9 protein-coding genes and 1 other annotated feature (1 of these 10 only partly in view) are annotated in these 13,076 nt (G+C 47.4%); all 9 genes read right to left on the bottom strand.

The features are described 5' to 3' along the window. Window positions 1–79: 79 nt before the first annotated feature. Window positions 80–2,158 carry an elongation factor G gene (gene fusA / locus AC4E8B_RS00705; protein WP_490216421.1) on the bottom strand — a complete coding sequence of 693 codons (2,079 nt, stop codon included), beginning with the start codon at window positions 2,156–2,158 and terminating at the stop codon, window positions 80–82. Between the two features lie 51 nt (window positions 2,159–2,209). Further along, a complete protein-coding gene (gene rpsG / locus AC4E8B_RS00700) occupies window positions 2,210–2,680 on the bottom strand; it encodes a 30S ribosomal protein S7 (RefSeq protein WP_009791333.1) in 471 nt (156 codons plus the stop codon). Between the two features lie 47 nt (window positions 2,681–2,727). Further along, window positions 2,728–3,150: a 30S ribosomal protein S12 gene (gene rpsL, locus AC4E8B_RS00695; protein ID WP_009791334.1), complete on the bottom strand. Its 423-nt coding sequence runs from the start codon at window positions 3,148–3,150 to the stop codon at window positions 2,728–2,730. Window positions 3,151–3,252: 102 nt separating this feature from the next. Continuing rightward, window positions 3,253–3,501 carry a 50S ribosomal protein L7ae-like protein gene (locus tag AC4E8B_RS00690; protein ID WP_490219429.1) on the bottom strand — a complete coding sequence of 83 codons (249 nt, stop codon included), beginning with the start codon at window positions 3,499–3,501 and terminating at the stop codon, window positions 3,253–3,255. 204 nt (window positions 3,502–3,705) lie between these two features. Then, window positions 3,706–7,305, bottom strand: a complete 3,600-nt coding sequence (rpoC, locus tag AC4E8B_RS00685) for a DNA-directed RNA polymerase subunit beta' (protein WP_490216420.1) — start codon at window positions 7,303–7,305, stop codon at window positions 3,706–3,708. Between the two features lie 114 nt (window positions 7,306–7,419). Next, the gene (gene rpoB / locus AC4E8B_RS00680; protein ID WP_490216419.1) at window positions 7,420–10,980 is read right to left on the bottom strand and encodes a DNA-directed RNA polymerase subunit beta; all 3,561 of its coding nucleotides are present in this window, start codon (window positions 10,978–10,980) and stop codon (window positions 7,420–7,422) included. 301 nt (window positions 10,981–11,281) lie between these two features. After that, window positions 11,282–11,884, bottom strand: coding sequence for a class I SAM-dependent methyltransferase (locus tag AC4E8B_RS00675; protein WP_490216418.1), 603 nt, complete (start codon window positions 11,882–11,884; stop codon window positions 11,282–11,284). 121 nt (window positions 11,885–12,005) lie between these two features. After that, the gene (rplL, locus tag AC4E8B_RS00670) at window positions 12,006–12,371 is read right to left on the bottom strand and encodes a 50S ribosomal protein L7/L12 (RefSeq protein ID WP_490216417.1); all 366 of its coding nucleotides are present in this window, start codon (window positions 12,369–12,371) and stop codon (window positions 12,006–12,008) included. 51 nt (window positions 12,372–12,422) lie between these two features. Further along, the gene (gene rplJ, locus AC4E8B_RS00665) at window positions 12,423–12,923 is read right to left on the bottom strand and encodes a 50S ribosomal protein L10 (RefSeq protein WP_490216416.1); all 501 of its coding nucleotides are present in this window, start codon (window positions 12,921–12,923) and stop codon (window positions 12,423–12,425) included. Between the two features lie 33 nt (window positions 12,924–12,956). Then, window positions 12,957–13,076: a sequence feature (ribosomal protein L10 leader region), on the bottom strand (it continues 18 nt past the right edge of the window).

Below are 13,076 nucleotides of genomic sequence, written 5' to 3'. Positions count from 1 at the left end.
TTAGAACTGCTGAAAGGCAAGCCGATCAGCAGCTTGGTTCTACAATAGTAGTTATACTTGATTATAAAGGTAAAATCAATTATTCACCTTTATTTTTTTTGATGATTTCTTCAGAAATCGACTTTGGTACTTCTTCATAGTGGTCAAAGTGCATGGAGAATACTCCACGGCCTTGTGTGCTTGAACGCAGGGAAGTTGCATATCCGAACATTTCAGACAGCGGAACCATTGCACGGACAACTTGTGCGTTGCCGCGGGCATCCATACCTTCTACACGTCCACGACGGGAAGTGACGTTACCCATGATATCTCCCAGATATTCTTCTGGAATGATAACTTCTATCCTCATTACTGGCTCAAGGATAACTGGGTTACATTTAGAAGCAGCGTTTTTCAGTGCCATAGAAGCGGCAATTTTGAACGCCATTTCAGATGAATCGACATCATGGTAAGATCCGTCGAACAATCTTGCTTTAATATCAACTAGCGGATACCCAGCAAGAACGCCTCGGTCTAGTGAATCTTCCAGTCCTGCCTGGACTGCCGGGATGTATTCACGTGGAACCACACCGCCGACGATGCCGTTTTCAAATTCAAAGCCTTTTCCTTCTTCGTTTGGAGAGAATTCAATCCAAACGTGTCCGAATTGTCCGCGTCCACCAGATTGGCGTGCGAATTTACCTTCAACCTTAGCTGAAGCACGGAAAGTTTCACGATATGCAACCTGAGGCGCACCAACGTTTGCTTCCACTTTAAATTCACGTTTCATACGGTCAACAAGTATATCAAGGTGAAGTTCGCCCATACCCGCAATGATAACCTGTCCAGTTTCCTGGTCAGTATGCGCACGGAATGTAGGATCTTCTTCTTGAAGCTTTTGAAGAGCAGTTGTCATCTTGTCCTGGTCTGCCTTTGATTTAGGCTCGATTGACAATTGGATAACCGGCTCAGGGAATTCCATTGACTCAAGGATTACAAGGCTCTTCTCATCACATAGAGTGTCACCAGTTGTAGTGTCCTTAAGACCTACGGCAGCTGCAATGTCTCCTGCGTATACCTGAGAGATCTCTTCACGGGAGTTGGCGTGCATCTGCAGGATACGTCCTACACGCTCACGCTTTCCTTTAGTAGAGTTTTGCACATATGAACCAGAGCTCAATGTACCAGAGTAAACACGGAAGAATGTAAGCTTACCGACATAAGGGTCAGTCATAACTTTAAATGCAAGAGCTGAGAATGGCTCTTCGTCACTTGAAGGACGAGTAACTTCTTCCTCTGAATCCGGAAGAGTACCTTTGATGGAAGGTACATCAAGTGGAGACGGAAGATAGTCGATTACTGCATCAAGCATTTTCTGAACACCTTTGTTTTTGAACGCTGATCCACAGATTACAGGATAGAATTCAACGTTTACTGTACCTTTACGAATAGCTGCTTTCAGCTCTTCGTTAGTGATTTCTTCACCGCCAAGGTATTTCTCCATTAATTCTTCGTCAAGCTCAGCTACCGCTTCAATTAGCTTTTCACGGTATTCTTCAGCTTGCGCCTTGTATTCTTCCGGGATTTCACGGTCTTCGATGTCTGTTCCAAGGTCGTTGCCGTAGAAAGTCGCTTTCATCTCGATCAAATCGATGATTCCTTCGAACTGGTCTTCAGCACCGATCGGCAGCTGGATAGCTGCAGCATTGGCTTGCAGACGATCGTGGAGTGTACCGAGTGAGTAAAGGAAATCTGCACCCAGCTTATCCATTTTGTTTACGAATACCACACGAGGTACACCGTAAGTAGTAGCCTGGCGCCAAACTGTTTCAGTCTGAGGCTCAACCCCTGATTGTGCATCAAGGACTGCTACTGCACCATCAAGTACACGAAGGGAACGCTCAACTTCAACTGTGAAGTCTACGTGTCCTGGTGTATCGATGATGTTTACACGGTGGCCCTTCCACTGTGCAGTTGTTGCTGCAGAAGTGATTGTGATACCGCGTTCCTGCTCCTGTTCCATCCAGTCCATCTGTGAAGCACCTTCATGTGTTTCACCGATTTTGTGGATACGGCCAGTGTAGTAAAGTACGCGCTCAGTCGTAGTAGTTTTACCGGCATCGATGTGGGCCATGATGCCGATATTACGAGTATTATCCAAGGAGAACTCTCTTGCCATTGGGTCTTTCTCCTTCCTAGTAAATGTAATAGTTTGTTTGTGGGTTCAATCCTACCAGCGGTAGTGAGCGAATGCTTTGTTGGCTTCAGCCATTTTATGAGTATCTTCACGCTTCTTCACAGAAGAACCTGTGTTGTTGGCAGCGTCAAGGATTTCGTTAGCTAAACGCTCTTCCATTGTTTTCTCACCGCGAAGACGAGAATAGTTAACCAACCAGCGAAGACCTAGAGTCGTACGGCGGTCTGGACGCACCTCAACTGGTACTTGATAGTTCGCACCACCTACACGGCGCGCTCTTACTTCAAGAACCGGCATGATGTTCTTAAGTGCTTGATCGAACACTTCCATTGGCTCTTTTCCGCTGCGCTCGCTGATGATATCAAATGCTGAATAAAGAATAGCTTGAGATTTACCTCTCTTGCCATCAACCATCATTTTGTTGATAAGACGGCTAACTAGCTTTGAATTGTAAATCGGATCTGGTAATACGTCTCTTTTTGCTACAGGACCTTTACGTGGCATGTAATTTCCTCCTTTCGATAAAACTGAATATTATTTGTGGTCTATCATTATTTTTTAGCTGCTTTTGGACGCTTAGTACCGTATTTAGAACGGCCTTGCATACGGTTGTTAACACCGGCAGTATCAAGCGCGCCGCGCACGATGTGGTAACGTACCCCTGGTAAGTCCTTTACACGTCCGCCGCGGATTAATACTACGCTGTGCTCTTGAAGGTTGTGTCCGATACCAGGAATATAGGCAGTAACCTCGATTCCGTTAGTCAAGCGTACACGCGCATATTTACGCAACGCTGAGTTTGGTTTCTTCGGAGTCATTGTACCAACACGAGTACATACACCGCGTTTCTGTGGAGATGATACGTTAGTTTGTGCTTTTTTGAAGCTGTTGTAACCTTTGTTAAGCGCAGGTGATTTTGACTTTTCCTCTTTTGTTTTACGAGGCTTGCGCACTAATTGGTTAATTGTAGGCATGATTTTTCCTCCCTTCGTCTTTTGTGTAAGCCCACACATCCAGGTGGTTCATTTTGTTGCAAAAACAAAGTCCTTGCAGATCTTTATCTACAAAAACAGTTTTTAAATAGATATTGCAACAGCTGCCGCACCTACGTCGATTCCGCAGGCCTTTCCCAATGATTTCATCGAGCCGGCCCGGGTGACCGGAACTTTATATTCAAGCGCCGCATTGATCACTTTTTCTACAGCCCTCTGGTCTGCATCCTCTGCGATCAGCACTTCGCTGATTGTTCCTGATTTCAGAGCTTTTACTGTTTGCTTTGTTCCTACTATAATATTTCTTGCCTGCAATACTTTATCATAAGACATGATATATCCTCCAAAGTATCCGGTAAATAGGAGCACCTTTGCAATATTACCATCGCACAGGAATATTGTCAACATCACGGCGAATATTTTTTTAGATTCATGCATATTCTGTCCGGTTAATCTATGAATATCACGCGCAGGAAATTTTGCTTGGGCCATACTATAAAATACGGTGCCCCCTTTTCGGCAGGCACCGCATTTCTTTTATTCCACTGTAACTGTTTCTTCGGTTGCTTCATCCGCAGTGAAAGGTTCAGCCCTGCGGTAGCGCTGCATTCCTGTTCCGGCAGGGACGAGCTTACCGATGATGACATTCTCTTTAAGACCGAGCAATTCATCGCGCTTGCCTTTGATGGCTGCATCTGTAAGTACCCTTGTTGTTTCCTGGAAGGAAGCAGCAGACAGGAAGGAATCCGTTTCAAGTGAAGCTTTTGTAATACCAAGCAGTACAGGACGGCCAGTCGCAGGCATTTTGCCGTTTAACAGTGCTTTTTCGTTTGCATCTGTGAACTGGTGGATATCAAGAAGCGAGCCAGGCAGCACTTCTGTTTCCCCTGCATCGATGACGCGCACTTTGCGAAGCATCTGGCGGACCATTACCTCGATGTGCTTGTCGCCGATTTCAACACCCTGCATGCGGTATACCTTTTGTACTTCGCGAAGCAGATACTCTTGTACAGCATTTACATCTCTTATTTTAATCAATTCTTTAGGGTCAATAGAACCTTCGGTCAATTCCTGGCCGCGTTCTACCCTGTCATCAACAGCCACTTTCAGGCGCGCTGTATATGGAGCTGTGTATGTGCGGGATTCAACCTCGCCCTGCACCACAATTTCATGCTGGCGGTCACGGCCTTCGTTAATGCCGACGACAACACCTTCAAGCTCTGAAATGACAGCCTGCCCTTTAGGGTTACGCGCTTCAAAAATTTCCTGGATACGCGGAAGACCTTGTGTAATATCGTCTCCTGCCACGCCTCCTGTGTGGAATGTACGCATTGTAAGCTGTGTTCCAGGCTCACCGATGGATTGAGCTGCGATGATTCCGACAGCTTCGCCCACTTCAACTTCCTGGCCTGTTGCCAGGTTGCGCCCGTAGCATTTCTTACATACGCCATGGCGGGTGTTGCAAGTAAAGGCAGAACGGATCCATACCGTTTCAATGCCTGATTCTACGATTTCAACAGACAGATCTTCTGTGATAAGATCATTTTCTTTTACGATAACAGCGTCTGTTTCTGGATGCTTGATATCTCTGCGTGCATAGCGGCCGATAAGGCGCTCATCCAGCGCTTCAATGACTTCTGTTCCATCCTTCAGGGCACTGATCTGCAGGCCTCTGTCTGTTCCGCAATCATCATCACGGACGATGACATCCTGCGCCACGTCAACAAGACGGCGGGTCAGATAGCCGGAGTCAGCTGTCTTAAGGGCTGTATCCGCCAATCCTTTCCGCGCACCGTGTGTGGAGATGAAGTACTCCAGTACTGTCAGCCCTTCACGGAAGCTGGACTTGATCGGAAGCTCGATGATCCGGCCGGCCGGGTTGGCCATGAGTCCGCGCATACCGGCTAACTGTGTAAAGTTAGATGCGTTACCACGGGCACCGGAGTCACTCATCATGAAGATCGGGTTGGTTTTATCCAGGGATTTCATCAGCTTGGCCTGGATGGTATCCTTAGCGGCACTCCAAATGGAGATGACACGGTCATAGCGCTCATCCTCAGTAATGAGTCCGCGCCTGAATTGTTTAAGGACATTATCAACCTTGCCTTGGGCTTCCTGAATGATTTCCTGCTTTTCTTTAAGAACGACGATGTCCGCCACACCGACTGTGATGCCGGCTTTAGTGGAATGTCTGAAACCGAGATCTTTCATGCGGTCAAGCATTTTGGATGTTTCGGTGATTTTAAAGCGTTTGAACACTTCCGCAATGATGTTTCCAAGGATCTTCTTCTTGAATGGATCAACAAGCGGCATATTTTTAATTGCTTCTTTTACGTCAGTTCCCCGTTCAACAAAGTAGCCGGCAGGCGTTTCTTCTTCAAGATTCGTCTTTGTCGGTTCGTTGATATAAGGGAATGAAGTCGGCAGGATTTCGTTGAATATGAGCTTTCCGACAGTCGTTATGAGAAGCTTTTTCTTTTGTTCTTCTGTGAATGTTTCATTGTTCAGCGTACCTGCATTTACCGCTACGCGGGTATGAAGGTGGACATAGCCATTTTGATAAGCAAGCAGTGCTTCGCTTGTATCGTTAAAGATCATTCCTTCGCCCACTGCACCTTCTCTTTCCACTGTCAGGTAATAGTTACCCAGTACCATATCCTGGGAAGGTGTAACGACAGGTTTTCCATCCTTAGGGTTCAGGATGTTTTGAGCCGCAAGCATGAGAAGGCGTGCTTCTGCCTGTGCTTCAGATGAAAGCGGTACGTGGACCGCCATTTGGTCACCGTCAAAGTCGGCATTGTATGCTGTACATACAAGCGGATGGAGACGGATTGCGCGCCCTTCAACCAATGTTGGTTCAAAAGCCTGGATTCCGAGCCTGTGAAGGGTCGGTGCACGGTTCAGCAGAACTGGATGCTCTCTGATTACTTCTTCAAGCACATCCCAGACTTCAGGCTGGACTCTTTCAATTTTGCGTTTAGCCGATTTGATATTGTGAGCCAGTCCTTTTTCCACCAATTCCTTCATGACGAAAGGCTTGAACAGCTCAAGCGCCATTTCCTTCGGCAGACCGCACTGGTACATTTTCAGGTTAGGCCCTACTACGATAACAGAACGTCCGGAGTAGTCAACACGCTTTCCGAGCAGGTTCTGACGGAAACGCCCTTGCTTCCCTTTCAGCATGTGTGATAGAGATTTAAGCGGCCTGTTCCCCGGCCCTGTTACAGGACGTCCGCGGCGGCCATTGTCAATCAAGGCGTCAACGGCTTCCTGAAGCATACGCTTTTCGTTCTGGACGATGATGCTTGGAGCTCCAAGATCCAATAAGCGCTTCAGGCGGTTGTTCCGGTTGATGACACGTCTGTAAAGATCGTTCAGGTCGGACGTCGCGAATCTTCCGCCGTCGAGCTGGACCATCGGACGAAGCTCAGGCGGAATGACAGGAAGGACATCCAGGATCATCCAAGATGGCTCATTTCCGGATCCGCGGAAGGCTTCAAGCACCTCAAGGCGCTTGATGGCGCGTGTGCGGCGCTGGCCCTGGGCAGTTGTGAGTTCTTCTTTTAACGCGTCTACTTCTTTGTTCAGGTCGATATCGGAAAGCAGCTTCTTGATGGATTCCGCACCCATGGAAGCCTGGAATTTATTTCCGTACTTTTCACGGTAAGCGCGGTATTCCTTCTCAGACAGAAGCTGTTTTTTCTCAAGAGCTGTATCGCCGGAGTCAGTCACTACGTATGAAGCAAAATAGATGACTTCTTCAAGCGCACGCGGTGACATATCGAGAACAAGGCCCATGCGGCTCGGGATGCCCTTGAAATACCAGATATGTGATACAGGAGCAGCAAGCTCGATATGGCCCATTCTTTCGCGGCGGACCTTGGCGCGGGTAACTTCCACTCCGCATCGGTCGCAGACTACGCCTTTATAGCGCACTCTTTTATATTTTCCGCAATGGCATTCCCAGTCCTTCTGAGGTCCGAAAATACGTTCGCAGAACAAACCGTCTTTTTCAGGCTTTAATGTACGATAATTGATTGTTTCAGGTTTTTTGACTTCACCAAAAGACCAGGAACGGATCTTATCAGGTGAAGCAAGACCGATCTTCATATACTCAAAATTGTTTACATCCAGCAAGGGGCCTACCTCCCTTTCAATCTCGGGTTATACCCTTATTGCTAATCCGGCAATAATATGCCGCCCCCCGCCCGTAAAGGCGGAGCGGCAGTCAAATTTATATAGTTATTCAATTTATTCTTTGCTAGCTACTTTTTCGGTGTTTGCTTCCTCTTTATCCGGTGCGATGGTCAGCGATTCAGCCTGCTGTACATCATCATCGTCTTCAAGGTCGCGCATTTCGATTTCCTTCTCATCGCCTGACAGAATCTTAACATCCATACCCAAGCTTTGAAGCTCTTTCATCAATACGCGGAAGGATTCAGGTACTCCAGGCTCCGGTACATTCTCGCCTTTGACGATCGCTTCGTACGTTTTCACACGTCCGACAACGTCATCCGACTTAACAGTCAGGATTTCCTGCAATGTATAGGCTGCACCGTAAGCTTCAAGCGCCCAAACCTCCATCTCCCCGAAACGCTGTCCGCCGAACTGGGCTTTACCGCCAAGAGGCTGCTGCGTAACAAGTGAGTAAGGTCCTGTTGAACGGGCATGGAGCTTGTCATCAACCATGTGGGCCAGTTTGATCATGTACATGACGCCGACAGATACGCGGTTGTCGAACGGTTCTCCCGAACGGCCGTCGTACAGGACTGTCTTTGCATCACGGGCCATGCCGGCTTCTTCAATTGTTGACCAAACATCTTCCTCGCGCGCTCCATCGAATACCGGTGAAGCGACGTGGATGCCGAGCGCCCTCGCAGCCATGCCGAGGTGGAGCTCAAGCACCTGCCCGATGTTCATACGGGAAGGAACCCCTAATGGATTCAACATGATATCGACAGGTGTGCCATCTGGAAGGTAAGGCATATCTTCTTCCGGAAGGATCCGGGAGATAACCCCTTTATTTCCGTGGCGTCCTGCCATTTTATCTCCCTCGGAGATCTTACGCTTCTGAACGATATAAACACGTACAAGCTGGTTCACGCCTGGCGGCAGCTCATCTCCGTCTTCACGGTTGAAGACTTTGACATCAAGCACGATTCCGCCTCCTCCGTGAGGAACTCGAAGGGAAGTATCACGCACTTCGCGGGCTTTCTCGCCAAAGATGGCATGCAGGAGGCGTTCTTCAGCTGTCAGCTCGGTAACACCCTTAGGCGTAACCTTTCCGACAAGGAGATCGCCGTCCTTCACTTCAGCACCCGTACGGATGATTCCGCGCTCATCAAGGTTGCGGAGTGCATCTTCGCCGACATTCGGGATGTCGCGGGTGATTTCTTCAGGCCCAAGCTTTGTATCCCTGGATTCTGATTCGTATTCTTCAATGTGGATGGAAGTATAAACGTCGTCCTTCACAAGGCGTTCGCTCATAATGATTGCATCCTCATAGTTATAGCCATCCCAAGTCATGAAGCCGACAAGCACGTTGCGGCCAAGAGCAAGCTCGCCAAGCTCCATTGAAGGGCCATCGGCAAGGATCTCGCCTTTAGTCACACGGTTCCCGACAGCAACAATCGGACGCTGGTTATAGCATGTTCCCTGGTTGGAACGGATGAATTTAAGCATTCTGTATTTATCAAGGTCGCCTTTGACTTCCTGGCCATTGACCTCAGAAATGCGGCGCACCCAAACTTCGCGTGCTTCAACATGCTCGACGATTCCTTCGTGCTTGCAGATGACAGCTGCACCGGAGTCTTTCCCGGACACATACTCCATCCCTGTTCCGACACGAGGTGCTTCAGGCTGCAGCAATGGCACAGCCTGACGCTGCATGTTCGCTCCCATGAGGGCACGGTTGGAGTCATCGTTTTCAAGGAAAGGGATACATGCTGTCGCAGCTGATACTACCTGCTTAGGCGAAACATCCATATAGTCGACGCGGTCTTTCGGCACAACTGTATTTTCCCCGCGGAAACGCGCTACGACTTCATCGTCAAGGAAAGTACCGTCATCGCCAAGGCGCGCATTAGCCTGTGCAACAACATAGTTGTCTTCTTCATCAGCTGTAAGATAATCGATTTGACCTGTCACTCTGCCGGTCTCAGGGTTAATGCGGCGGTAAGGCGTTTCAATGAAGCCGAAGCGGTTTACCTTTGCAAAAGAAGACAATGAGTTGATCAGACCGATATTCGGTCCTTCCGGCGTTTCAATCGGACACATACGGCCGTAGTGTGAATAATGAACGTCACGGACTTCAAAGCCGGCGCGCTCACGAGTCAGACCGCCAGGCCCCAATGCAGATAGACGGCGCTTATGCGTCAGCTCGGCAAGCGGGTTGGTCTGGTCCATGAACTGTGAAAGCTGTGAGCTTCCAAAGAACTCTTTAATAGAAGCAATAACTGGCCTGATGTTGATCAGCTGCTGCGGTGTGATTGTATTTGTATCCTGAATGGACATCCTCTCGCGGACAACACGTTCCATCCTGGAAAGTCCAATCCGGAACTGGTTCTGGAGCAGTTCGCCTACTGAACGAAGGCGTCTGTTCCCCAGGTGGTCGATATCATCAGTATCGCCGACCCCGTGAAGAAGGTTGAAGAAATAACCAATGGACGCAATGATATCGGAAGGAGCGATATTCTTGACCGCTTCCTCGACATAGGCATTGCCGATGATATTGATTTCTTTTTCTCCATCTTCATTTGGAGCATAGACTTTGATGGATTGAAGAAGGACCTCGTCCTCCACCACTCCGCCTGAAGGAGCTGCTGTCCTGAAGCCGATATTGTTTTCAAGATTAGGGATGATGCGGTCCAGGTTCCGGCGGTCCAGCATAGTCCCTTTCTCTGCGATGATTTCGCCTGTTTCAGGGTCGACCAGTGTCTCAGCAAGACGCTGGTTGAACAGTCTGTTTTTAATATGAAGCTTCTTGTTGATCTTGTAGCGTCCAACATTCGCTAAATCATAGCGCTTTGGATCAAAGAATCTGGAAACGAGCAGGCTTTTTGCATTTTCTACAGTCGGCGGCTCGCCCGGACGAAGACGCTCATAGATTTCCAGAAGGGCTTTATCTGTACTTTCCGTGTTGTCTTTTTCAAGCGTATTGCGGATATATTCATTGTCTCCGATCAAATCAATGATTTCTTGATCAGAGCCGAACCCAAGTGCACGCAAAAGAACCGTAACGGGCAGTTTCCGAGTACGATCTATTCTAACGTATACGACATCCTTGGCATCTGTTTCATATTCAAGCCAGGCGCCGCGGTTCGGGATAACAGTAGCAGAGAAGCCTCTTTTCCCGTTTTTATCCAGCTTTCCGCTATAGTATACACTCGGTGAACGTACTAACTGAGAAACGATGACGCGTTCTGCTCCATTGATCACAAACGTACCTGTTTCTGTCATAAGCGGGAAGTCACCCATAAAGACATCCTGGTCTTTAACTTCGCCTGTTTCTTTGTTTACAAGACGCACTTTAACACGCAAAGGTGCTGAATATGTAACATCTCGTTCTTTCGATTCCTCAACGGAATACTTTGGATCGCCAAGGCTGTAATCAATAAATTCAAGCGATAAGTTACCAGTAAAGTCTTCAATTGGCGAAATGTCCTGGAACATTTCACGAAGACCCTCATCAAGAAACCATTGATAAGAAGAGGTTTGGATTTCGATTAGATTAGGCAAATCCAAAACTTCACTGATTCGTGCGTAACTTCTACGTTGGCGGTGTCGTCCATACTGAACTAGTTGACCTGTCAACTGATTCACCCCTCAAATCAAGCGTTATTTATCGAAAAGCGCAAGCACCCTGTCCAAAAGAGAAACCGGCATTGATGCAAACCGGCATTGCCAATCCCCCTCGGGCGCAGACAGCTTTTACTTTTCATAAGACAAAAAGAAAAAGGGTTTTCAACTCAAAAACCACATTTTCACATTTCGACTATTATTTTATTAGCTTTCCCATTATAGCCAAATTTATACAGAACGACTGCAAAATAGCAAATAAATCGGAAAGTATTATGTTGGCATTTTACAATACTATCATAGAGAAAAAGTCAAGTCAACTTTTTTTCGCTTTTAAAATAAAGTAGCCTTTTTTCTTCTCTACCGTTTCCACATCTGAAAAAAGAGAGCTTAACTTCTCGATCGCCGAAGGGGCACCCTGCTTTTTCTGGATGACAACCCACAGCTCGCCGTCCGGCAGCAAATGCTCATAGCTCTGTTCAAAAATGTCGTGGACAACCTGCTTCCCGGCCCTGATTGGCGGATTTGTCAGGATGGCCGCAAATTTGCCTCCGCCGACTCCGTTTAAACGGTCGCTTTCATAGATGGCGGCATTGCTGACTGAATTACCGGCAGCATTTTCCTTTGCCAGCTCAATCGCCCGGAGATTCACATCCACCATGTGGACCGTCCTTTCCGGAAAGCTTTTGGCAATGGCCAGGCCAATCGGCCCGTAGCCGCAGCCAACATCCAGGATATTGCCTTCAGGCTCCGGCAAAGTGAACGCTTCAACAAGAAGCCTTGATCCGAAGTCCACTTCTTTTTTTGAAAACACACCATTATCGGTTTTAAACCGGAAAGAATGCCCTCTTAGCGGAAAAGTCCAATAAGCAGGATCACTTTCAGTTTTTGATACGCGGGAATAATAATGTTCGGTCATAGAATCACCTCCAACCTGAGGAAACACATTGAGGATCATGCATCCTGTTCGGACGAATTATAAATCAACCAGAAGAAAAAAGCAAAAAGCCCGCTAGGCAGCGGGCTTTTCAAAGTTGGCATTACTTAACTTCAACGCCAGCTCCAACTTCTTCAAGCTTAGCTTTGATTTCTTCAGCTTCTTCTTTAGAAGCTCCTTCTTTAACAGCTTTTGGAGTGTTGTCAACAAGTTCTTTCGCTTCTTTAAGACCAAGACCTGTGATTTCACGAACAACTTTGATAACCTTGATTTTTTGGTCGCCTGCAGATGCAAGAACAACGTCAAATTCAGTTTTCTCAGCTGCAGCATCTCCGCCAGCAGCGCCACCCATTACAGCTACAGGAGCTGCAGCAGTTACGCCAAACTCTTCTTCGATTGCTTTTACTAGGTCGTTAAGTTCTAGAACAGTCATGCTTTTGACTGCTTCAATGATTTGTTCTTTAGTCATGATAAAATTTCCTCCTTATGATTGGTTTGATTTTTTTATGAAAAGACTAGCTTACGCGCCTTGTTCTTCTTTTTGGTCTGCAACAGCTTTTGCAGCAAGAGCAAGATTGCGGATAGGTGCTTGAAGTACGCTGAGTAGCATAGACAGCAAGCCTTCGCGCGATGGAAGTTCAGCAAGAGCTTTAACTTCATCAACAGAAGCGATGTTGCCTTCGATTACACCAGCCTTGATTTCAAGAGCCTCATGTTTTTTAGCGAAATCGTTTAGGATTTTCGCAGGTGCAACTACATCATCATTACTGAATGCAATCGCATTTGGACCTGTCAGTGCTTCGTTCAAGCCAGAAAGCTCAGTAGCATCTGCAGCACGGCGAGCCATGCTGTTTTTGTAAACCTTGAACTCGATGCCCGCATCACGAAGCTGCTTACGAAGTTCAGTTACTTCTGCAACAGTCAGTCCGCGGTAGTCAACTACAACCGTTGATTTGCTTGCTTTGAATTTATCGGCAATCTCATCAACGATCAATTTCTTTTGTTCAATAGCGCTGCTCATCCTTACACCTCCTGTAGATTTTTTTCATTCATACCGTCCAAAGAAAAACCTCCACATCTTGCAGACATGGAGGAAGTATACAATAGCCGTTCAAAAGAGAATCTATCGTATGACCTCGGCAGGAAATTAAGCTCTCGCACCTGCTGTCTACGG

The organism is Bacillus sp. SRL543 (assembly GCF_984799205.1).
Note: the sequence above shows the minus strand (reverse complement) of the source record. Positions and strands in the feature narration are given on the sequence as shown.

Excerpts from the sequence above, each read along its gene's own strand:
- fusA (WP_490216421.1), bottom strand. The coding sequence starts at position 2,158 with ATGGCAAGAGAGTTCTCCTTGGATAATACTCGTAATATCGGCATCATG.
- rpsG (WP_009791333.1), bottom strand. The coding sequence starts at position 2,680 with ATGCCACGTAAAGGTCCTGTAGCAAAAAGAGACGTATTACCAGATCCG.
- rpsL (WP_009791334.1), bottom strand. The coding sequence starts at position 3,150 with ATGCCTACAATTAACCAATTAGTGCGCAAGCCTCGTAAAACAAAAGAG.
- AC4E8B_RS00690 (WP_490219429.1), bottom strand. The coding sequence starts at position 3,501 with ATGTCTTATGATAAAGTATTGCAGGCAAGAAATATTATAGTAGGAACA.
- AC4E8B_RS00675 (WP_490216418.1), bottom strand. The coding sequence starts at position 11,884 with ATGACCGAACATTATTATTCCCGCGTATCAAAAACTGAAAGTGATCCT.
- rplL (WP_490216417.1), bottom strand. The coding sequence starts at position 12,371 with ATGACTAAAGAACAAATCATTGAAGCAGTCAAAAGCATGACTGTTCTA.
- rplJ (WP_490216416.1), bottom strand. The coding sequence starts at position 12,923 with ATGAGCAGCGCTATTGAACAAAAGAAATTGATCGTTGATGAGATTGCC.